Raw genomic sequence first — 19,420 nt, 5'->3', positions numbered from 1 at the left:
CGGTTTCGAGGCTGAAGGAGACAATGTCGCTCGAATTAGACCGCCAGGCCTTCGAGGGTCTTGGACGTTTGTGCGTCGACGCGGCGGAGAACTGCATCATCTCCGCCTCCGACCCCGCCGGCATGGAGCGGATCGAGGCGCGCTTCCATGGCAGCGCCTTCGATCTGCATCGCCACGACACCTACGCCATCGGGGTGACGCTGCACGGCGTGCAGACGTTCCGCTACCTCGGCGCGACACGCCACAGCCTGCCCGGCCAGGTCATCGTGCTGCATCCCGACGAATTGCATGACGGCGGTGCCGGCACCGAGGAGGGGTTGCGCTACAGGATGCTCTATCTGGAACCGTCGCTGATGCTCGACTGCCTTGGCGGCGTGTCGCTGCCGTTCGTCAGGGACGGCGTGCTGACGGACGACAGCTTCTGCGCAACGCTGCTTTCGGCGCTGGGGCCGCTGGAGGAGGAACTCGACGAGCTGTTCGTTGCCGACTTCCTCGCCCAGCTGATGCAAAGCCTGGCGCGGCATGCCGGCCAGCCGGCGAAGCCGATTGCCAGAACGGCATGGCGAGCGGCGGCGCTGGCGCGCGATTATCTCACGGAGAATTCCGGCCGCCTCGTCCGTTCGGGCGAATTGGAGGCGATCACCGGGCTCGACCGCTATGCCCTGTCACGACATTTCCGCGCCGCCTTCTGCACCAGCCCGCATCGCTTCGTGGTGATGCGCCGGCTTCAGAGCGCGCGGCGGATGATCGCTGCCGGCGAGCCCCTGGCGCAGATCGCCATCGAGGCCGGCTTCAGCGACCAAAGCCATTTTATCAGGCAATTCAAGAAGGCGTTCGGCATGACGCCGGGGCGCTGGTCGTCGCTGATCCAACGCGCTGCCGCGGCGGCGGCTTGATCGTTGCGCCGGGATCAGGCGTCGTCCGTCTCGGCGTCGTCGTCGATCAACACCAATTCCTCGTTCGAGAGATTGGCCTCGATGCGGGCAAGCAGCTTGAACAGCGCCTTCTGGTCCTTCTTGTCGAGGCCCTTCAGCGCCTGCTTTTCGGTCTTCTTCACCGATTTCTCGATGGCGTGGATGATGTCGCGGCCTGTATCGGTGAGGAAAATATGCGCCTGGCGTGCATCGGCCGACGAGGCGCGCTTTTCCAGAAAGCCCTGCGCCTGCAGCCGGTTGATGGTCTTGGTGATGGTCGGCGGGCGCACGCCGAGGCGGCCGGCCAGATTGCCCGGTGTCTGGCCGTCTTCACGGTCGAGCGCCAGCATGATCTGGTCCTGGCCGGCATAGAAGCCGTGCGCCAGAAGCCGCGCCGCGAGCGCGGTTCTTGCCAGCCTTGCCGCCGAATGCAGCCGGCTCATTGTCGCAGTCTTGTCCGCCTTGGCCATGGTCATCCCTCTTCGGCCGTACCGGTGCGGTCAGCATAGACACAGCCGGCCGGTTGGCAATCGACGATCAAAAAGATTCCGGCATTCCAAACAGCTTTGCCGGCAAGCATTGCGGTGTCCGCCGTGGCTAATGCCAGATGTTTATTTCAGTTAGATGACAAACGACTTTTCGCGAGCGGAGTTTTCGCCGCGGGCCGCGTGCGTGAGGGAATGTCGCTCAGCCGGGCTTCACCGCGACGATCATCAGCGCCTGGTAGGCATCCTCCACCTCACGCAGTGCGGCCTGCGACAACGCTCCCGCCTGCCTGGCGATACCGTCGCTGGCGTTCGAGGTGTCGCGTTTGCCGGGTCGGTCATTGTATGGCGCGACTGTCGTGAATATCTGCTCGCTGAGACTGTCGGGGAAAAACAACTGGCCGGTCATCACCGAACTGTCGTCGGGGAAGACCTTGAAATGGATATGGGTGGTGCGGCCACGATACCAGCCGGGATAGATGGTGGCGAAGGAAACGATGCCGCTTGCATCGGTCTTCTGCCAGCCACGCAGGAAGGTCTGGCCCGACGTGTCGACATCGCGGCCGTCACCTTGTCTTGGATAGCCCGAATAGGCACCTTGCGCGTCGCAATGCCAGATGTCGACGCGGGCGCCGACAAGCGGGCGGCAGGCCGCGTCGACAACCTGCAGCCTTACATCGAGGGCAAGGCCCTTCTTGCCTTCGGTGACATCGGCACGTTCGAGTTTCGGGTCGAAATAGAATGGCCCTTCGGTCACCTCGGGTGTGATGGAGCAGACGCCGGCGCCAGTTTCAAACAGGGCCAGTCCGGCATAGGACGAGGTCTTGGCAGCCGAAGACCTGGTGGCCGAAGATTGGGCGGCCATTGCGGCGGCCGGCAGGAAGGCACCACCGCCGGCTGTCACCGCGATCAAGCCGAGCGCCTTGCGCCGGCTCAACGGGAATGAGGATGGCTTGCCGGACATGTCATGCCTCGCGAATTGGCCTCCCGCGTCCTGATCCAGGCCGTGATGGCGGCTCTCGCCAGTGAAAATCCGGTCATGCCGGCGAGCCGGTTTGGACCATCGGTTTGCCTCGTGCAAAAGCCCGGCACACATCCTATATGGAGCCGACAATCCCTTTTTCGAGGCCCTGGATTCTTCAAAGGCCCATATTCTTCGAGGCAAGTGATGAGCGACGCACAGATGCAGATCCCCGTAACCGTTCTGACCGGCTATCTCGGCGCCGGCAAGACGACGCTGCTCAACCGCATCCTGTCGGAAAACCACGGCAAGCGTTACGCCGTCATCGTCAACGAGTTCGGCGAAATCGGCATCGACAATGAGCTGATCGTGGAATCCGACGAGGAGATCTACGAGATGAACAATGGCTGCGTCTGCTGCACGGTGCGCGGCGACCTGATCCGTGTCGTCGAGGGCCTGATGCGCCGGCCGGGCCGTTTCGACGCCATCGTGGTCGAGACCACCGGCCTCGCCGATCCGGTGCCGGTGGCGCAGACCTTCTTCATGGACGACGACGTGCGCTCCAAGACCAGGCTCGACGCGGTGGTGGCGCTGGTCGATGCCAAGCATCTGCCGCTGCGGCTCAAGGATTCCAGGGAAGCCGAGGACCAGATCGCCTTCGCCGATGTCGTCGTGCTCAACAAGACCGATCTCGTCACCTCCGAAGAGCTCGCCAAGGTCGAAGCGACGATCCGCGCCATCAATCCGGCGGCGAAGATCCATCGCACCACCCGCGCCGGCGTCGCCCTGTCGGAAGTGCTCGACCGCGGCGCCTTCGATCTTTCAAGGGCGCTGGAGAACGACCCGCATTTCCTCGAAGGTCATGACGATCACGACCATCATGACCACGACCACCACGATCACGATGGCCACCATCACCATGATCATGACGGGCACGACCATCACGACCATCCTTCCGACATCCATGACGTGACGGTGCAGTCGGTGTCGCTGCGCGGCGGCGAGATGGACCCGAAAAAATTCTTCCCTTGGATCGAGAAGATCACCCAGATGGAAGGCCCCAACATCCTGCGGCTGAAGGGCATCATCGCGCTCAAGGGCGATGACGAGCGCTATGTTATCCAGGGCGTGCACATGATCATCGAGGGCGACCACCAGCGCGCCTGGAAGGACGGCGAAAAGCATGAGAGCCGGCTGGTGTTCATCGGCCGCGAACTCGACGCCGAACGGCTGAAGAAGAGTTTTGAGGCCTGCCAGGCGGCTTGATTTCCCAATCAATTTATGGCGCTAGCGCTGGCCTTCCTTCTCCCCTTGTGGGAGAAGGTGGCCAAGCGAAGCTCAGTCGGATGAGGGGTGTTCCAGCTTGGCAAACCGCATTCCGTCCAGCACCCCTCAACTGTCTTGGCGCTGCGCGCCAATCCACCTTCTCCCACAAGGGGAGAAGGAAACGAGCGCGGCCGCCTCTGATGAGACGCTGAGAGGCGCAAGCAGAAATCTCGAATGGAATGGTCTTATATGCCCACAGTCGCCCCGCTTGATCTCGAAGGCCATTGCGTCGCCGCCGTCTTCCTCGGCGACGTGCCGCATTTCGCGATGGCCGACGGCACCGTCCATCGGCTCGACCATGGCCACAAGACGGTGCAGGCCAATGACGGGCTGCTCGCGGCTTTCCACGATGCGGCCAATGACCGGCTGATCACCGGCGGCGAGGATGGCAAGATTTTCTCCGTCACCGCAGGCGGCAACGTCAAGGAGCTGGCGAGCGCCGGCAAAAAATGGATCACCAGCGTCGCCGGCGGACCGCAGGGTGCCATCGCCTATGCGACGGGCAAGACAGCCTTCGTGCGCTTCGCCGACGGCAAGACCAGGGAATTTGTCCATCCGCGTTCGGTCGAGGGGCTGGCGTTCTCGCCCAAGGGCATGCGCTTCGGTGTTGCCCGCTACAATGGCGCGACGCTGCATTTCCCGGCCGCCGAGGGCAAGCCGGTCGAGCTCGAATGGGCCGGCGCCCATACCGGCATCACCTTCTCGCCCGACGGCGCCTTCCTCGTCACCACCATGCAGGAAAACGCCCTGCATGGCTGGAAGCTCGCCGACGGCAAGCACATGCGCATGACGGGCTATCCCGGCAAGGTCAAAAGCCTGTCGTGGAGCGTGAAAGGCAAGTGGCTGGCGAGTTCCGGCGCACCGGCGGCGATCGTCTGGCCGTTTTCAGGCAAGGACGGGCCGATGGGCAAGGCGCCGCTGGAACTCGGCACGCGCGGCAACGCCATGGCGACGGCGGTCGCCTGCCACCCGAGCCAGGATGTCGTCGCCGTCGGCTATGACGACGGCATGGTGATGGCCGTACGCTTCTCGGACGCCAAGGAAGTGCTGCTGCGGCGACCGGGCAAGGGCGCCGTCACCTCGATGATGTGGGACAAGGAAGAACGCCGCGTCGCCTTCGGCAGCGCGGCCGGCGACTGCGGCGTCATCGACATCACGGCGTAAGGTGTGTTGATATTCAGGTGAGGCCGGCCTGCAAACGACGGCTCTGAGCGCTTCCGGTGCTCACGGACCCGAATGTCCGCTCCGCTCCGGTTCTCGAAAGCCATCATTTTCGGCTCGGCCTGACCTGAATCTCAGCACAGCTTTAGTCTGGGATTTATTCGGCGCCGCAGGAAACCTTGCCGGTCAGATCGGCGGTCTTGCCATCGCCATCCTTGTCGGCCGTGCTGTCATAGACGGCAAGCGTATACTGCCCGTCATAGATGCCTTCGTCGCTGGCCTTGGTCAGGATCGTCAGTTCGACATAGTTATAGGCATTTGCGACCTGATTCTCGTGGTAGATGTTCAGCCGCAGCTCCTTGTCGTCGAGCCAGTACTGGGTCAGGTTGGAATCCTCGAACGCGGTCTTGTGCAGATGGTCGTCAACGGGCCTTGCCTTGATTTCAAGGTCGCCGCGAAAGTTGAAAGTCGGGCCGCCCATGCCTCTGGTGACGCCGGCACCGACATCGAATGTGACAGCCGCATCGTCGACGTTGCACCAGATGCCGCCGGAGGCGACGGCTGTGCCGGCCGACAGGAACAGCGCCGCTGCGCCGATGATCGTCCGCATTTTTTCCCCCACGTCGCCCATTGCCGTCCGCATTGGCGCTGACTTCGGTATCTGCGTCAAGCATTGCAATTCGCGGCTGAGCCAATGCAGGGCAGACGCGCGGCCGATTGCAGTCGCGGACATGGATTGGCTAAGAGGGACCAACCAGAGCGGTTCATCGTTTCACGGAAACGCAGAACCGCTCTGTCTCTTTGTCTTGCGCAATTCCCTGAGGGAAAGCGCTATGCGCTTTCCCGGGAAAACCGTTTCGCACTTTTCCTTGGAATTGCTCTAGGGGGTTTTCATGCACAGTAGCGACACTTCAAGGACGTCCATCGGCGGCATTGATCGCGACCGCATTGCCGATCTGCGCGAGACCGAGGCGGCAGCCTTCCGCAAGGCGCGGCCGCAATCGCAAGCCAAGGTCGGCAATGGCCTGCCCGGCTTCTTCGGCGGTGTGCCGATGCACTGGATGAACGACTGGCCGACGCCGTTTCCGATCCTGGTCGACAGCGCCAGGGGCGCCACCATCACCGACATCGACGGTATCAGGCTCGACGATTTCTGCCTTGGCGACACCGGCTCGATGTTCGGCCATTCGCCGCCGCCGGTAGCGCGCGCCATACGCCGCCAGGCCGGACGCGGCCTGACCTATATGCTGCCTTCGGAAGACGCGCTCGCCATCGGGCCGCTGTTGCAGCAGCGTTTCGGCCTGCCGTTCTGGCAGATCGCGACGACGGCGACAGATGCCAACCGCTTTGCGCTGCGGGTTGCCCGCGCCGTCACCTCCAGGGAAAAGATCCTGGTCTTCAACGGCTGCTATCACGGCTCGGTCGACGAGACGATGGTGCGGCTGGTCGACGGTATCCCTGTCAACCGGCCGGGGCTGGCGGGCGAATTCCGCGACCTGACCCGTACGGCCAAGGTCATCGAGTTCAACGACGTCGCCGCCCTGGAGGCCGCGCTTAGGGACAAGGATGTCGCCTGTGTCATCGCCGAGCCGGTGCTGACCAATTCCTGCATGGTGCTGGCCGATCCAGGCTTCCATGACGCGCTGCGCAGGCTGACGCGGGAAGCCGGTACGATGCTTCTGATCGACGAGACGCATACGATCTCGACCGGCCAGGGCGGCTACACCAGGACACACGGCCTGGAGCCGGACTTCTTCGTGCTGGGCAAGCCGATCGCCGGCGGTGTGCCGGCAAGTGTGTGGGGCATGAGCGACGATGTCGCCTCGCGCTACGCCGCCTACAACAGGGAGAAGGAGCCGGGTTATTCCGGCATGGGCACGACATTGTCGGCCAATCCGCTGCAGTTCGCGGCGATGCGCGCCACGCTCGAAGAGGTGATGACCGAGGACAATTATGCCCGCATGGATCATCTGGCGCGGCGGCTCGACGCCGGACTGACCGGCGTGATCGACCGCTACCGCTTGCCCTGGCATGTTGCCCGCGTCGGCGCCCGCGTCGAGTTCATCTGTGCACCCGGCCCCTTGAGAAATGGCGCCGAGGCGGAAACGGCGCATGCGCCGGAACTGGAGGCAGCCATCCATGTCGCGCTGGTCAATCGCGGCGTGCTGATCGCACCTTTCCACAACATGATGCTGATCTCGCCGGCGACCACCGGAGCCCAGGTCAACCGGCTGATCACCGCCTTCGGCGTGGTTGCGGCAAAGCTTGCGGCATGAGACAAGCGGCTAACAAATGGGCGCGCCAAGCAAAGCCGGACAGATCATGACCTCACCTTCGGGCTCGACGCCCACCGAGGCGCAAGCCTTTCTCGACGCCCACCCCGAGATCGAAGCCTTCGATATCGTGCTGACCGACGCCAATGGCGTCGGCCGCGGCAAGATCGTGCGCCGGCATGAGCTGAAAGGCATCTTCGAGGGCGGCCGCCATATGCCGATCTCGATTCTGGGCCTCGATATCACCGGCGAGGACGTGCACGAGACCGGGCTGATCTGGACCACCGGTGACGGCGACCTCAGGGCATGGCCGATCCCCGGCACGCTGGTGCCGCTCTACGGCACAAACCCGCCGCGCGGCCAACTGCTGATGGCGATGCATCACCTCGACGGCCAGCCAATGTCGTCGGATCCGCGGCTGGCGCTGGCCCGGCAAGTGGAGATACTGGCGGCCAAGGGTCTTTATCCCGCCGGCGCCTTCGAGCTGGAGTTCTTTCTGCTGGCCAATGAGCGCGACGCCGAAGGCAAGGTGCAGCCGGCGCGCGCCGTGCTCGACGGCCGCGTCTCCGGCAAGACGGAAGTCTATTCCGTCGATCATCTACACGGCATGGAGCCGCTGTTCTCCGACATCTATGCGGCGGCCAAGGCGCAAGGCATTCCTGCCGAGACGGTGATTTCCGAATACGCGCCCGGCCAGTACGAATTGACGCTGAACTACCGCAAGGACGTGATGCGGGCGGCCGACGATCTCGTCATGCTGAAACGGCTGGTGCGAGCACAGGCACGCCGCCATGGCGTCACCGCTTGTTTCATGGCCAAGCCGATCGAGAAATATGCCGGCTCGGGCATGCATTTCCATGTCTCGCTGCTGGACAAGGCGGGCCGAAACGTCTTTGCCGAAGCCGGTGGCGAGAGCTGGTCGCTGCCGCTGTTGCGCGGTCTCGGCGGCCTCATCCAGACGATGGCCGAATCCATGCTGGTGTTTGCGCCGCACGCCAACTCCTGGCGGCGCTTCGTTTCGCAATCCTATGCACCGGTGGCGCCGACCTGGGGCGTCAACAACCGCTCGGTAGCACTGCGAATACCGGCGGGCGACGCGAAGAACCGGCGCATCGAGCACCGGCCGTCGGGCGTCGATGCCAACCCCTATCTGATCGCCGCGACCGTGCTTGCCGGCATCGTCAAAGGCCTCGACGAAGGTCTCGACCCCGGCCCGGAAACCACCGGCAACGGCTATGAAGCGGCGGTGACGCGCACGACGATGCCGGTCGACTGGCGCGCCGCCATCGAGGCCGCGCGGGCATCGAGCTTCCTGAAGGGCGCGCTCGGCGAAGACCTGCACCGGACCTTCGTGGCGATCAAGCAGGCCGAATATCTGCGCGTGGCGCGCACGGTCAGCGAGCTGGACTACCACCTCTATCTGCACGAGGTTTGAGGAAAGGAACCATCGTTCGCCTCGTCCATTTCAATATCGAACCGGACGAGGCAGGATGATGGCGACCACGGGCCTTCCGCGTGAGGCGAAGATGCCAGACCGGCGCGTTTCTGTGCCACGCGCCGAGTTGATATCAGCCGAGACCAATGCCAACTCGGTCACGGAACTGCGCGAGGCGGCACAAGGTTGCCGTCGCTGTCCCCTGTGGGGCAATGCAACACAGACCGTCTTCGGTGAAGGGCCCGATAACGCCAAGGTGATCTTCGTCGGCGAACAGCCGGGTGATCAGGAGGATCTCGCCGGAAAACCGTTCGTTGGCCCGGCGGGCAAGGTCTTCGATGCCATACTGGACGACGCAGGGGTCGACCGGCAGAAAGTCTACGTCACCAACGCGGTCAAGCACTTCAAGTTCGAACCGCGCGGCAAGCGTCGCATTCATTCCAAGCCGAATGCCGGCGAGGTTCAGGCCTGCCGCTGGTGGCTCGACAAGGAGTTCGAGTTGATCAAGCCAAATCTTGCTGTCGCGCTTGGCGCAACGGCGGCGTTGTCGCTGCTGGGCAAGGCAACACCGGTGATGAAGATGCGCGGCGAGGTGATCAAGCGCGACGACGGACTGCGCGTGTTCATTACCATCCATCCCTCCTTCATCCTGCGCGTCCGTGAAGCCGCAGACAAGGAAGCCGAACGCGAGCGGTTCCTGCACGACATGAAACAGGTGAAACGGCTGATGGCGGCTTAAGGTTACTTAACGAGGATTGCTCTCAGGTCGTTGACATTCTTGCCTGTCGAGCCGGGCGCGAAAAGATCGCCGACGGCATTGAACGCCGCGACTGCCGCTGTATGGAACGGTCGGTCCGGAGGCGACCAGCGCTGGGATTGTCGCCGGGAATATCGGAGACAACCAGCGACACCACTTTGGCCGGCCAGGCGGCTGCCGCCAGCCGGCCACCCTTGATGGTGGAGACATGCTTGCGGATGGTGTTCATCGCCGCGATCGGTGCGCCGGAAGCGAGCAGCGCCTCGTTGACGGCGATCTCGTCGGCCAGCGTCAGGCCGGCGGCTACTCCGCGCCTGAGATTTCATTGGACAGACCATAGTGACTGTATGAGTGTGAACGCATGATCCATGTGGGGGGCATCATGGTGCTGGTTCGGTCGTTGGTGTCGCGTTTTGTACCTGTGCTTTGCGCGCTTCTGCTTGCCTCCCTTTCACCGGGGATCGCAACAGCGCAACAAGCCGATGTCGTGCTGGCTGTCGGCACCATCACCACCGACAACTATCCGGGCCAGGAGTTTGCCGGCAACGGTCTGAGCGAAGCGATTTTGCACGCTGCCGTCAACATGTTGGATGACGGTGGGCAATTTGCCTGGTGCGCTGGACGGGTCGTTGAGTGGCGGCGAATCGACGAGGTGAACAAGGAACAGAAGTTCCAGCAGACGGAGTATGTCGACCAGGCCACCGCGATCAAGAAACTGGGTACTATCGCGGCAGACTATCTGATTGGCGGCAGCATCAAGTTCGGCGCCGGGAAAGCCGATTGGACCATTGAGATCAGAACCAACCCCGGCGGCGCGCTTGTTGACAGCTTCACCGGCTTTGCCAAGGACGATGCGGTGGCGGACGAGGCCGGCCGCATCGCCGAACACGTGCTGGACAAGATTTGCCCTGGCCCCTGGACAGTCACCGGCGGCGGCGCGCGGATCGTGGTGACCGGGACCGTGATGAAGCTAGACGAGCCGTTCAAGGTGGTTGGCAAGTTCCCTGGTGGCACTGCGAATTTCGTATACTCGCCGACGTCGCGCGCGGGCGGGACAGTAGACTATGTGCTTGCCGGAAGCGGTGTTTCGGGCGCTGGCAGCGGCACCTATGCTATCGGTCCGTCGGGCGACAGCTTCACCATGACGATCCGGCAAACCACGAAGGGCTGCATCACCGGAATACCGAACTCCTGCAAGACCAACAGCGAAGTCCTGACACTGACCCCGATTTCGCACTGAAGGGTCTGCTCCATGCCCAGGTCATGCCGCCCTGGCTGACCCAGGTCATGCCGCCCTGGCTGACCTGGCCGAACAACCGTCCCCGGCCAGCATCACGGCGTCAGCGGATCAATATCGCCCTGAGATCGTTGACATTCGTGCCGGTCGGGCCGGGGACGAAGAGATCATCAATCGAATGGAACGCCGTCCAGGCATTGTTGCCGGCCAGCATCGCCTTGGCGTCCACGCCGGTTGCACGCATGCGCGATACCGTCGAGCCGTCGGCGAAGGCACCGGCATTGTCTTCCGAACCGTCGATACCGTCAGTGTCGGCGGCCAGCGCGTGGATGCCTTGCGTACCGTTGATGCCGATGGCGAAGGCGAGCAGGAATTCCGAGTTTCGGCCGCCCTTGCCCCTTATGCCGTTAGTGGGCGCGCGCAGCGTTACTGTAGTCTCACCGCCGGACAGGATGACAACCGGCTTTGGGAATGGCCGGTTGCGAGTGGCCACTTCGCGCGCGATGGCCGCATGGACGCCACCGACCTCGCGCGCTTCACCTTCGATGGCATCGGAAAGGATGACCGCCTCGATGCCTTGGCGTTTGGCCTCCACGGCTGCCGCTTCCAGCGAGACGCCGGCCGAGGCGATCAGATGCACCTCGTTGCGCGAAAAGCGCTCATCCCCAGGGTTTGGCGCATCGGCGGCCGGCGAGTTGATGTGCGCCATCACCGCGGCCGGCAGTTTCATGCCATAGGCTGATATCGACGCCAGCGCGTCTTCGCGGCTGCCGGTGTCGGGAACGGTCGGTCCGGAAGCGACCAGCGCCGGATTGTCGCCGGGAATATCGGAGACAACCAGCGACACCACTTTGGCCGGCCAGGCGGCTGCCGCCAGCCGGCCACCCTTGATGGTGGAAACATGCTTGCGGATGGTATTCATTGCCGCGATCGGCGCGCCGGAAGCGAGCAGCGCCTCGTTGACGGCGATCTCGTCGGCCAGCGTCAGGCTGCCGGCCGGCGATGGCAGCAGCGCCGAACCGCCGCCGGAGATCAGCGCCACGACCAGATCGTCCGAGGTCAGCCCCTGGACCTTGGCGAGCAGACGGCGCGAGGCTTCAAGCCCTGCGGCATCCGGCACCGGATGCGCCGCCTCGATGATCTCGATGCGCTCGCAGGTCGCGCCATAGCCGTAACGCGTGACGACCAGCCCCTCGATAGGGCCATCCCAGGCTTTCTCGAAGGCCGCCGCCATCTGCGCCGAGCCTTTTCCCGCGCCAATGACGATGGTGCGGCCCCTCGGCTTCGCCGGCAAATGATCCCGGATGGTGCGCTCCGGATCGGCGGCGGCGACAGCGGCGTTGAAGATGGAGGTGAGGAAGGCCTTCGGATCGCTCATTTTGCTTCCGGCGGCAGCGCGAGCTCGCGCCCGTTGATGCCCAGGTGCTTGCACAGTGCCTCGACCACGACGCCGTGATCCTGGCGCTCCGGCAGACCGGAAACGGCGATCACACCAATGACGCCGGCGCCCTTCACCGTGACCGGGAACCCACCGCCGGCCAGCACATAATCAGCAATATCCAGCCCCTCACCGATCTTGAAGGAGCGGTCGGGGCGCTGCTGTTCCAGCACCATGCGGTAGGTGCTTTTCAGGAACCGCTTCACGACATTGATCTTGCGCCGCGCCCAGTCGGGGTTGGAGGCGTTCGAACCGGGCATCGCGGCGTAGAACAGCGGCCGGTCGAAGGTCCTGATGTCGACGATAACAGGCAGGTTTTCGGCCAAAGCTCGATCGCGGATGGCCGAACCGATCTTGAAGGCCACAGCCTCATCGAAGGCGGGAAAGACAAGAGCCTCTTCCTGTCTCTTGATCAGAGCGATGTCGTCAGCAACGGCCATGTCGTTCCCCTGTCAACTTCGCCGCACGGTTTGACCGATGGCCGCCGCCGGGTCAAGCAAGGAACACATCGGAGCGTGCCTAAATCGCCAAGTCGGTCTTGGCCGCCCGTCCCGCGACATAGACCTCGCGCACGGCGCGGTCGTCGCCCAGGGTCTGCAGGAGAAACAGCTCCTGCGCCAGCGTCTCGACCGTTTCCATCCTCAGCCGCATCGCTGGCGTCGCCCTGGCGTCGAGCACGACGATGTCGGCATCGGTGCCTTCGTCCAGCGTGCCGATCTTGTCCGCCACCGACAGCGCCTCGGCATTGCCGCGCGTTATCTGCCAGAAGGACTGGAAAGGATTCAGTTTCTCGCCGTTCAGCGCGATCACCTTGTAGCCCTCATCCATGGTGCGCAGCATCGAATAGTTGGTGCCGCCGCCGACATCGGTGGCGGCGGCGATACGGATCGGCTTTTCGCGGTGGCGAAAGCGCTGGTAGTCGAACAGGCCAGAGCCGAGGAAAAGGTTCGAGGTGGGACAGAACACCGCCACCGAGCCCGTTTCCGAGAGCGCGTCCGCCTCGCGTTCGGACAGATGGATGCAGTGGCCGAACAGGCTCTTCTTGCCCAGCAGCCCGTAGTGCTCGTATACGTCGGTGTAGTCGCGCGACCGCGGATAGAGGTCCTGCGTGAGGGCGATCTCGGCGTGGTTTTCCGACAGATGCGTCTGCATGTGCAGGTCGGGATGCTCGCGGCAGAGCGCACCCGCCATCTCCATCTGTTGCGGCGACGAGGTGATGGCAAAGCGCGGGGTGATGGCATAGTGCTGGCGGCCCTTGCCGTGCCATTCCCTGATCAGCGCCTTGCTGTCGTCATAACCGGATTGCGGCGTGTCGAGCACGCCGTCGGGCGCGTTGCGGTCCATCATCACCTTGCCGGCGATGTTGAGCATGTTGCGGTCATGCGATTCGGCAAAGAAGGCTTCGGCCGACGCCTTATGCACCGAACAGTAGGCGGCCACCGTCGTGGTGCCGTGGCGCACCATCTCGTCGAGGAACAGCCGCGCGATGCGGCGGCCGTGCTGCGCGTTGGCGAACTTCGTCTCCTCCGGGAAGGTGTAGGTGTTCAGCCAGTCGAGCAGTTCGGCGCCATAGGAGGCGATGACCTGCATCTGCGGGAAATGCACATGCGCGTCGATGAAGCCCGGCAGCAGCAGATGCGGCCGGTGGTCGATCTTCTTCGCGCCCTCGCCTGCCTGTTTCTCGACTTGCGTATAGGCGCCGGCGGCGACGATCCGGCCATCGCGGATCAGCAGGCCGCCATCCTCCTCGTAGCGCCAGGCGGAATGATCATCGATGGTTTGCGGCCAGCGCACAAAGGACAGCGTGCGGCCGCGCAGAAGTGTCGAGGTCATGCTATTTCCCCGCGCCTTCGAACCAGGCCACCAGCAGCGCCCGTTCCTTGTCGGTGATCTGGGAGACGTTGGCCGGCGGCATGGCGTGGCTGCGACCGGCCTGCAGATAGATCTCGCGGGCGTGGTTGGCGATGTCGGCGTCGGTGTCGAGCATCACGCCCATCGGCGCATGATAGATGCCCTCATAGACCGGCTCCGCCGCGTGGCACATCGAGCAGCGGCCGAGCACGGTGTCGCGCACGGCCGGGAAATGCACCGATGCGACATAGACCTGCGCAGCCGCCGATTCCTTCGATTCGCCGGTCAGCACCTTCGGCGCGGTCGACAGCCAGATGATGATGATAAACAGGACGAGCGCCGCCAGCCAGGTCCAGGTCGGGTTGCCCTTGCGCGCATGGACGCTGTTGAAATAGTGCCGGATCAGCACGCCGATGATGAACACCAGCGAGGCGATGACCCAGTTGAACTGCGTGCCGAAGGCCAGCGGATAGTGGTTCGACAGCATCAGGAACAACACCGGCAGCGTCAGGTAGTTGTTGTGCAGCGAGCGCTGCTTGGCGATCTTGCCGTATTTCGGATCGGGCTTGCGGCCGGCGATGAGGTCGGCGACGACGATCTTCTGGTTGGGGATGATGACCATGAAGACGTTGGCCGACATGATCGTCGCGGTGATGGCGCCGAGATGCAGGAAGGCGGCGCGACCGGTGAACAGATGGGTGAGCCCCCAGGCGATGAACACCAGCACGCAATAGAGCACCAGCATCAGGCCGGTGTCGCTTTTTCCCAGCGGCGAGCGGCACAGAAGATCATAGACCACCCAGCCGACGCCGATCGTTCCCAGCGACAGCAAGATGCCAGCCGGCACCGACATCGGCAGCACATTGGGATCGATCAGAAACAGGTCGGCTCCGGCATAATAGACGACGCACAGCATGGCGAAGCCGGACAGCCAGGTGGCGTAGGATTCCCATTTGAACCAGGTCAGGTGCTCGGGCATTTCGGCCGGCGCCACCAGATATTTCTGGATGTGGTAGAAACCGCCGCCATGCACCTGCCATTCCTCGCCGAAGGCGCCGACCGGCAAGCCCGGACGCTGGCGCAGGCCGAGATCGAGCGCGACGAAATAGAAAGACGAGCCGATCCAGGCGATGCCGGTGATGACGTGCAGCCAGCGCACGGCGAAGCTCAGCCAGTCCCAGAAAATCGCGAAATCCATCATCGAAGTCGTCCCTGCCGATGACGCGACTTTACGGTGTGGCGCGCAAACGGAAAGAGGCGAGGTGTGCGATGACTTTCAAAAAAAATGGAAAATACTAGGTTGGCCTGACGCAGCCGCATGAAAGCCACGTAACCGCATGGCCTATCTCGACAACATCGCCGTCTTCGTTCGCGTCGTCGAACTCGGCAATCTTTCGGCGGCGGGGCGCGACATGCGCATTTCGCCGGCGGTCGCCTCCAACCGCATCAAGGAGCTGGAGAAGCATCTCGGCGTGCGGCTGTTCAACCGCACCACTCGGCAATTGATGCCGACCGAGCATGGCACGGTGTTTTATTCGGGCGCCAAGCAGGTGCTGGAGGCGATCACCGAAGCGGAAGCCGCGGTCTCGGCGCTGTCCGGCCAACCACGCGGCACCATCCGGGTCACCGCACCCTTGGGCCTCGGCCGCCGGCTGGTGGCTTCGGGCATCCCCGATTTCCACGACAAATATCCTGATATCGAGGTGCGGCTCAGGCTCTCGGACCATAATGTCGACATCATGAAGGAAGGCATCGACGTCGCCTTCCGGCTCGGTATCATCGAGGATTCCAGCCTCAGGATGCGCGGCATCATGGAATGCGAACGCGTGCTGGTGGCGGCGCCGAAATATCTGGAGGCGCGCGGCGAACCGATCGAGCCGCAGGAGCTGATCGGCAAGAAGCACGACTGCCTGATGCTGCGCTATTCCGGTGCGCGCGAATATGTGTGGACGTTGCAGACCCCCACCGGTCCGCAGAAATTCGAGGTGCACGGGCCTTACGACACCGACGATGGCGATGTGCTGACGGGCTGGGCACTGTCGGGGCGCGGCATCATCAACAAGCCGCGCTTCGAGGTCGAGCCGTTCATCCGCGACCGGCGGCTGCAGGTCATCCTGACCGGCACGCCGCCGACGCCGGTGCAGTTCGCCGCCGTCTATCCGCACAAGAAGCTGCAGGACCCCAAGGTGCGGTTGCTGCTCGACTTCATGGCCGAGCGCTGCCAGCGGCTGATCAAAGATATTCTCGCCGGCAAATAAGCACTGGCGGGAAAGAGCTGGCTGGCCGGCAAGTGATGGTTGGCTGGCAAGTGAGTGGCGGTTGGCCCAGCGCCAGCGGTTGCCATCGCCAGATGTGACGAACATAGTTGCGGTGGTATTTCGTCCTGCAGGGGCCATCGATGGACAACGGCGCCACAATGCATCTTGCCGTTTCGCCGTTTCCGGGAACCGCCGATGCATCGCCTGAGCCGGACTTCAGCCGTCTGGCGCGGTTTGTGCAAAAGGCCGAAGCTGCCGGGCTGGACATGGTGATTTTCGCCGATTCAGCGCCGGCTTCCGTCAGCGATGCCGCGACGGTGCCCTTCGAAGCGACGACCTTGCTGGCTGCGCTGGCGACGGTAACGAGCAGGATCGGCCTGGTCGCCGCGGCCTCGACGGTCGCCCACCAGCCCTACAATCTGGCCCGCCGTTTCGCCTCGCTCGACATCATCAGCCATGGCCGCGCCGGCTGGAACGCGACCATGGCGCAGGATCCGCGTGAAGCGGCCAATTTCAGCCGGCCGGACGGATTTTCCAGCGACGACTTTCGCCGCCGCAGTGAGGAATATATCGGCATCGTCGAGGGCTTGTGGCAGGGCTGGGATGCCGACGCGCTCAAGTTCGACAAAAGCGGCGGCCGCTTCCACGATCCCGAAAAGATGCACCTGCTCGACCACAAGGGTGCGTTCTTTTCCGTCCGTGGACCGTTGAACGTCGCGCGATCGCCGCAGGACAGGCCGGTGCTGATGCTGTCAGGCGTGTCGGTACCGGACATGGATATTGCCGCCCGCACCGCCGATGTCGTCCTGCTGGACGACGGACCGAACGAGAGCACGAAAGCCCGTTATGACGACCTGAAGCGGCGCGTCATTGCGTGCGGACGCGACCCTGATGCCGTGAGGGTGCTGGTGAATGTCTCGCCGGTCACTGATGGCCAGCCGGGTGTTACCGCCGAGAGGCTTGAAGAACAGTTCCGGGCGAAAAGCTGCGACGGGTTCAACATTCTGATGCCGGCGCCGCTTTCAGCGCTCGACGATTTCATCGATCTTGTTTTGCCGACGCTGCGGCGGCGTGGCCTGTTTCGACAGAGCTATCGCGGCGCAACCTTGCGCTCGCATCTTGGGCTGACGGCGGGAGCAGCGTGACCGCCGCTCCCCGCGAGATGAAGCTCGGCGCCTTCCTGTGGGCGACGGGCCACCATATCGCCGCCTGGCGCCATCCCAAGGCGCATGTGACGGCCGGTATCGACATCGACCACTACATCGAACTGGCGCGCATAGCGGAGGCGGCGAAGTTCGACATGGTCTTCTGCGAAGATGCCGCCGGCTTGCGCGAAGCCAATGTCGCGATCGCCAGCCAGACGTCGCGGTCGATTGGCTTCGAGCCGATCAGCCTGCTTTCGGCGCTGGCCGTCCAGACCAGCCGCATCGGTCTCGTCTCGACGGCGTCGACGAGCTACAACGAGCCCTACGGGCTGGCGCGGACCTTCCTGTCGCTCGACCATCTGAGCGGCGGCCGCGCCGGCTGGAACCTGGTCACCTCGGCCAGTCCCATCGAAGCCGCCAATTTCGGCTCGACCGGCTTGCGTCCGCATGCCGAACGCTATGAGCGGGCGCGTGAGTTCGCCGAGGTGGTCACCGGGCTTTGGCGCGGCAAGCTCGACGGAGCTTCCGGCCATGACGGCCAGAGCTTTTCGGTTCGCGACCCGCTCGACCTGCCGCGTTCAGCGCAGGGCGCACCAGTGATGGTTCAGGCCGGCGCCTCGGATGTCGGACGCGACCTTGCCGCCCGCACCGCCGATGTGGTGTTCACCGCGGCGCAGACTTTCGAGGAGGCGAAGGCGTTCTACGACGATCTCAAGGGGCGTCTGGCGGCCTATGAGCGCGAGCCGGACGACATCAAGATCATGCCCGGCGTTGCGCCAGTGGTGGCGGAAACCGAGGCGCAAGCCCAGGAAAAATACGAGGCGTTGCAGGAGCTGATCCCCGACGATGTCGGCGTTGCGCTGCTGTCCAGCTATCTCAGCATTTCCGACCTGTGGCGCTATCCGATCGACGGGCCGCTCCCCGTACTGCCGGAGAGCGAGGGAATGAAAAGCCGGCAGGCGCTGGTCGTCGAGCAATCGCACCGCGATGGTCTTTCCATCCGCCAGCTTGCCCGCCACTTCGCCGGCGCGCGCGGCCATTGGCGCATCGTCGGAACGGCGGCCCAGATCGCCGACGAGTTGCAGGCGCGGTTCGAAGGCGGTGCCGCCGACGGCTTCAACGTCATGCCCGCATATTTCCTTGGCGAACTCGATGCCTTTGCCGCACTGGTCGTGCCGGAACTGCAGCGGCGCGGCCTGTTCCGCAAGGATTATGAGGGCCACACGCTTCGCGACCATCTGGGCTTGAAGCGGCCGGGTGTAGCTGCGACGCAAACTTAGCCGGCCATGACCTTGCGGCGCGAGGCCTGGTCGGCGGTTGATGCTGCGGCGTGGACAACCAGCGCCATCATGATCTCGGCAGCCGCAAGTGCGGCGATGACGGGCGGGCGCTTGTCCTTGACGGCATCGCCCCCGATCGGCGAGACGAGGCGGGCAAATTCCGTCTCGCTGCCATCCGCCGATTTCAGGAACCAGTTCTTGAACGTCGCTTTCTTGGTCTTCGAGCCGATCATGCCGACATAGGCGGTGTCGTCACGCTTCAGCGCTTCGGCGACGATCAGGAAATCAAGCGCGTGGTCGTGGGTGAGGATGGCGAAAGCGGTGCCGGCCGGAGCATCGCGCACCATCGCTTCGGGCATCGGCGTCAGCCGCGTCTCGACGGTTTCCGGCATGCCTTCCAGCGCCTCGGCCCGAGTCTCGACGACAACGCCGTGCACGGGAAGAAGGGCTATCGCCGACGCCAGCGCCTGGCCGACATGGCCGCCGCCGAAGATATAGACATGCGGCAGGAGCGCCTCCTCGACTTCCGCCGCCGCAACCACCTCGGCTGCCAGCGTCGCATCGACGAGCCGGATCAACACTTCGACGCGCCCGCCACAGCATTGGCCAATCTCGGGGCCAAGCGGCACGTCGAGGGTCGCGCAGACCTCGGCGACCTCGATGCGGGCATCCCTTGAGGGGGAGAAAAGCATCTGCCGCGCCTTGTCGATGGCCATGTACTCGAGCTGGCCGCCGCCGATCGTGCCGAACGTCGACGCTTGCGAGACGAGCATGAAGGCGCCCTTCTCGCGTGGCGTCGAGCCTTTGGTGCCGGCCACTTCGACCAGCGCAACACGGCCGGCGCTGCCGAGAAAGGCTTTCAGGCTTTGCACTTTCGAGTTCATTTCTCGCGTTCCCTG

The 19,420-nt window shown here is 63.8% G+C and carries 18 protein-coding genes and 1 pseudogene; 10 read left to right on the top strand and 9 right to left on the bottom strand.

The window, feature by feature from the left end:
• Positions 1 to 23: 23 nt before the first annotated feature.
• Positions 24 to 896: an AraC family transcriptional regulator gene (locus tag ACFSQT_RS24520; RefSeq protein WP_379022981.1), complete on the top strand. Its 873-nt coding sequence runs from the start codon at positions 24 to 26 to the stop codon at positions 894 to 896.
• A gap of 14 nt (positions 897 to 910) precedes the next feature.
• Here the strand turns inward: ACFSQT_RS24520 and ACFSQT_RS24515 are convergent, their stop codons facing one another.
• Both ACFSQT_RS24515 and ACFSQT_RS24510 read right to left on the bottom strand, forming a co-directional pair.
• Complete coding sequence (locus ACFSQT_RS24515; protein WP_379022979.1) at positions 911 to 1,384, bottom strand: MarR family winged helix-turn-helix transcriptional regulator; 474 nt, start codon at positions 1,382 to 1,384, stop codon at positions 911 to 913.
• A 217-nt stretch (positions 1,385 to 1,601) separates the two neighbouring features.
• Positions 1,602 to 2,363 carry an intradiol ring-cleavage dioxygenase gene (locus ACFSQT_RS24510; protein WP_379022977.1) on the bottom strand — a complete coding sequence of 254 codons (762 nt, stop codon included), beginning with the start codon at positions 2,361 to 2,363 and terminating at the stop codon, positions 1,602 to 1,604.
• A gap of 204 nt (positions 2,364 to 2,567) precedes the next feature.
• On the opposite strand from ACFSQT_RS24510, the gene ACFSQT_RS24505 reads away from it, so the two are divergent.
• Both ACFSQT_RS24505 and ACFSQT_RS24500 read left to right on the top strand, forming a co-directional pair.
• Entirely contained in the window at positions 2,568 to 3,626 is a 1,059-nt protein-coding gene (locus tag ACFSQT_RS24505) for a CobW family GTP-binding protein (protein ID WP_379022975.1), read from the top strand.
• A 249-nt stretch (positions 3,627 to 3,875) separates the two neighbouring features.
• Positions 3,876 to 4,850 carry a WD40 repeat domain-containing protein gene (locus tag ACFSQT_RS24500; protein ID WP_379022973.1) on the top strand — a complete coding sequence of 325 codons (975 nt, stop codon included), beginning with the start codon at positions 3,876 to 3,878 and terminating at the stop codon, positions 4,848 to 4,850.
• 154 nt (positions 4,851 to 5,004) lie between these two features.
• Here ACFSQT_RS24500 and ACFSQT_RS24495 read toward each other — a convergent pair whose 3' ends face one another.
• Entirely contained in the window at positions 5,005 to 5,457 is a 453-nt protein-coding gene (locus ACFSQT_RS24495) for a hypothetical protein (RefSeq protein ID WP_379022971.1), read from the bottom strand.
• A gap of 283 nt (positions 5,458 to 5,740) precedes the next feature.
• On the opposite strand from ACFSQT_RS24495, the gene ACFSQT_RS24490 reads away from it, so the two are divergent.
• Genes ACFSQT_RS24490 through ACFSQT_RS24480 form a run of 3 tightly spaced genes read left to right on the top strand, consistent with a single transcriptional unit; the run spans position 5,741 to position 9,294 of the window.
• Positions 5,741 to 7,123, top strand: coding sequence for an aspartate aminotransferase family protein (locus ACFSQT_RS24490; RefSeq protein WP_379022969.1), 1,383 nt, complete (start codon positions 5,741 to 5,743; stop codon positions 7,121 to 7,123).
• A gap of 46 nt (positions 7,124 to 7,169) precedes the next feature.
• The gene (locus tag ACFSQT_RS24485; protein ID WP_379022967.1) at positions 7,170 to 8,555 is read left to right on the top strand and encodes a glutamine synthetase family protein; all 1,386 of its coding nucleotides are present in this window, start codon (positions 7,170 to 7,172) and stop codon (positions 8,553 to 8,555) included.
• Positions 8,556 to 8,613: 58 nt separating this feature from the next.
• The gene (locus ACFSQT_RS24480; RefSeq protein ID WP_379023183.1) at positions 8,614 to 9,294 is read left to right on the top strand and encodes a UdgX family uracil-DNA binding protein; all 681 of its coding nucleotides are present in this window, start codon (positions 8,614 to 8,616) and stop codon (positions 9,292 to 9,294) included.
• Positions 9,295 to 9,390: 96 nt separating this feature from the next.
• Here ACFSQT_RS24480 and ACFSQT_RS24475 read toward each other — a convergent pair.
• Positions 9,391 to 9,610: pseudogene (locus ACFSQT_RS24475) on the bottom strand (DUF4147 domain-containing protein); the annotation flags it as partial.
• A gap of 84 nt (positions 9,611 to 9,694) precedes the next feature.
• Here ACFSQT_RS24475 and ACFSQT_RS24470 point away from each other — a divergent pair.
• Positions 9,695 to 10,552 carry a hypothetical protein gene (locus tag ACFSQT_RS24470; RefSeq protein ID WP_379022965.1) on the top strand — a complete coding sequence of 286 codons (858 nt, stop codon included), beginning with the start codon at positions 9,695 to 9,697 and terminating at the stop codon, positions 10,550 to 10,552.
• Positions 10,553 to 10,652: 100 nt separating this feature from the next.
• Here the strand turns inward: ACFSQT_RS24470 and ACFSQT_RS24465 are convergent, their stop codons facing one another.
• The 4 genes from ACFSQT_RS24465 to ACFSQT_RS24450 all read right to left on the bottom strand — a co-directional run bounded on the left by ACFSQT_RS24465 (position 10,653) and on the right by ACFSQT_RS24450 (position 15,039).
• On the bottom strand, positions 10,653 to 11,927 hold the full coding sequence (locus ACFSQT_RS24465; RefSeq protein WP_379022963.1) for a glycerate kinase type-2 family protein: 1,275 nt from the start codon (positions 11,925 to 11,927) through the stop codon (positions 10,653 to 10,655).
• Entirely contained in the window at positions 11,924 to 12,427 is a 504-nt protein-coding gene (locus ACFSQT_RS24460; RefSeq protein WP_379022961.1) for a heme-degrading domain-containing protein, read from the bottom strand. The genes ACFSQT_RS24465 and ACFSQT_RS24460 overlap by 4 nt, the downstream gene beginning before the upstream one ends.
• Positions 12,428 to 12,506: 79 nt before the next feature.
• Complete coding sequence (gene guaD / locus ACFSQT_RS24455; protein ID WP_379022959.1) at positions 12,507 to 13,820, bottom strand: guanine deaminase; 1,314 nt, start codon at positions 13,818 to 13,820, stop codon at positions 12,507 to 12,509.
• 1 nt (position 13,821) lies between these two features.
• Entirely contained in the window at positions 13,822 to 15,039 is a 1,218-nt protein-coding gene (locus ACFSQT_RS24450; protein ID WP_379022957.1) for a urate hydroxylase PuuD, read from the bottom strand.
• Between the two features lie 136 nt (positions 15,040 to 15,175).
• On the opposite strand from ACFSQT_RS24450, the gene ACFSQT_RS24445 reads away from it, so the two are divergent.
• From ACFSQT_RS24445 to ACFSQT_RS24435, 3 genes are all read left to right on the top strand, one after another.
• Complete coding sequence (locus ACFSQT_RS24445; RefSeq protein ID WP_379022955.1) at positions 15,176 to 16,096, top strand: LysR family transcriptional regulator; 921 nt, start codon at positions 15,176 to 15,178, stop codon at positions 16,094 to 16,096.
• A gap of 140 nt (positions 16,097 to 16,236) precedes the next feature.
• Complete coding sequence (locus tag ACFSQT_RS24440; RefSeq protein ID WP_379022953.1) at positions 16,237 to 17,241, top strand: LLM class flavin-dependent oxidoreductase; 1,005 nt, start codon at positions 16,237 to 16,239, stop codon at positions 17,239 to 17,241.
• Positions 17,242 to 17,258: 17 nt separating this feature from the next.
• Positions 17,259 to 18,521 (top strand): LLM class flavin-dependent oxidoreductase, encoded by a 1,263-nt coding sequence (locus tag ACFSQT_RS24435; RefSeq protein ID WP_379023181.1) that lies wholly within the window; start codon positions 17,259 to 17,261, stop codon positions 18,519 to 18,521.
• On the opposite strand, the gene xdhC is transcribed toward ACFSQT_RS24435, so the two are convergent.
• Entirely contained in the window at positions 18,518 to 19,405 is an 888-nt protein-coding gene (gene xdhC, locus ACFSQT_RS24430) for a xanthine dehydrogenase accessory protein XdhC (protein ID WP_379022951.1), read from the bottom strand. The two genes, ACFSQT_RS24435 and xdhC, sit on opposite strands and share 4 nt — an antisense overlap.
• Positions 19,406 to 19,420 lie beyond the last annotated feature (15 nt).

Source organism: Mesorhizobium calcicola (assembly GCF_042682105.1).
In the GTDB taxonomy this organism is placed as follows: domain Bacteria; phylum Pseudomonadota; class Alphaproteobacteria; order Rhizobiales; family Rhizobiaceae; genus Mesorhizobium; species Mesorhizobium calcicola.
Note: the sequence above shows the minus strand (reverse complement) of the source record. Positions and strands in the feature narration are given on the sequence as shown.

Coding starts and splice junctions, on each gene's coding strand:
- ACFSQT_RS24520 (WP_379022981.1), top strand. CDS start 24: ATGTCGCTCGAATTAGACCGCCAGGCCTTCGAGGGTCTTGGACGTTTG.
- ACFSQT_RS24515 (WP_379022979.1), bottom strand. CDS start 1,384: ATGGCCAAGGCGGACAAGACTGCGACAATGAGCCGGCTGCATTCGGCG.
- ACFSQT_RS24510 (WP_379022977.1), bottom strand. CDS start 2,363: ATGTCCGGCAAGCCATCCTCATTCCCGTTGAGCCGGCGCAAGGCGCTC.
- ACFSQT_RS24505 (WP_379022975.1), top strand. CDS start 2,568: ATGAGCGACGCACAGATGCAGATCCCCGTAACCGTTCTGACCGGCTAT.
- ACFSQT_RS24500 (WP_379022973.1), top strand. CDS start 3,876: ATGCCCACAGTCGCCCCGCTTGATCTCGAAGGCCATTGCGTCGCCGCC.
- ACFSQT_RS24495 (WP_379022971.1), bottom strand. CDS start 5,457: ATGCGGACGATCATCGGCGCAGCGGCGCTGTTCCTGTCGGCCGGCACA.
- ACFSQT_RS24490 (WP_379022969.1), top strand. CDS start 5,741: ATGCACAGTAGCGACACTTCAAGGACGTCCATCGGCGGCATTGATCGC.
- ACFSQT_RS24485 (WP_379022967.1), top strand. CDS start 7,170: ATGACCTCACCTTCGGGCTCGACGCCCACCGAGGCGCAAGCCTTTCTC.
- ACFSQT_RS24480 (WP_379023183.1), top strand. CDS start 8,614: ATGGCGACCACGGGCCTTCCGCGTGAGGCGAAGATGCCAGACCGGCGC.
- ACFSQT_RS24470 (WP_379022965.1), top strand. CDS start 9,695: ATGGTGCTGGTTCGGTCGTTGGTGTCGCGTTTTGTACCTGTGCTTTGC.
- ACFSQT_RS24465 (WP_379022963.1), bottom strand. CDS start 11,927: ATGAGCGATCCGAAGGCCTTCCTCACCTCCATCTTCAACGCCGCTGTC.
- ACFSQT_RS24460 (WP_379022961.1), bottom strand. CDS start 12,427: ATGGCCGTTGCTGACGACATCGCTCTGATCAAGAGACAGGAAGAGGCT.
- guaD (WP_379022959.1), bottom strand. CDS start 13,820: ATGACCTCGACACTTCTGCGCGGCCGCACGCTGTCCTTTGTGCGCTGG.
- ACFSQT_RS24450 (WP_379022957.1), bottom strand. CDS start 15,039: ATGATGGATTTCGCGATTTTCTGGGACTGGCTGAGCTTCGCCGTGCGC.
- ACFSQT_RS24445 (WP_379022955.1), top strand. CDS start 15,176: ATGGCCTATCTCGACAACATCGCCGTCTTCGTTCGCGTCGTCGAACTC.
- ACFSQT_RS24440 (WP_379022953.1), top strand. CDS start 16,237: ATGGACAACGGCGCCACAATGCATCTTGCCGTTTCGCCGTTTCCGGGA.
- ACFSQT_RS24435 (WP_379023181.1), top strand. CDS start 17,259: ATGAAGCTCGGCGCCTTCCTGTGGGCGACGGGCCACCATATCGCCGCC.
- xdhC (WP_379022951.1), bottom strand. CDS start 19,405: ATGAACTCGAAAGTGCAAAGCCTGAAAGCCTTTCTCGGCAGCGCCGGC.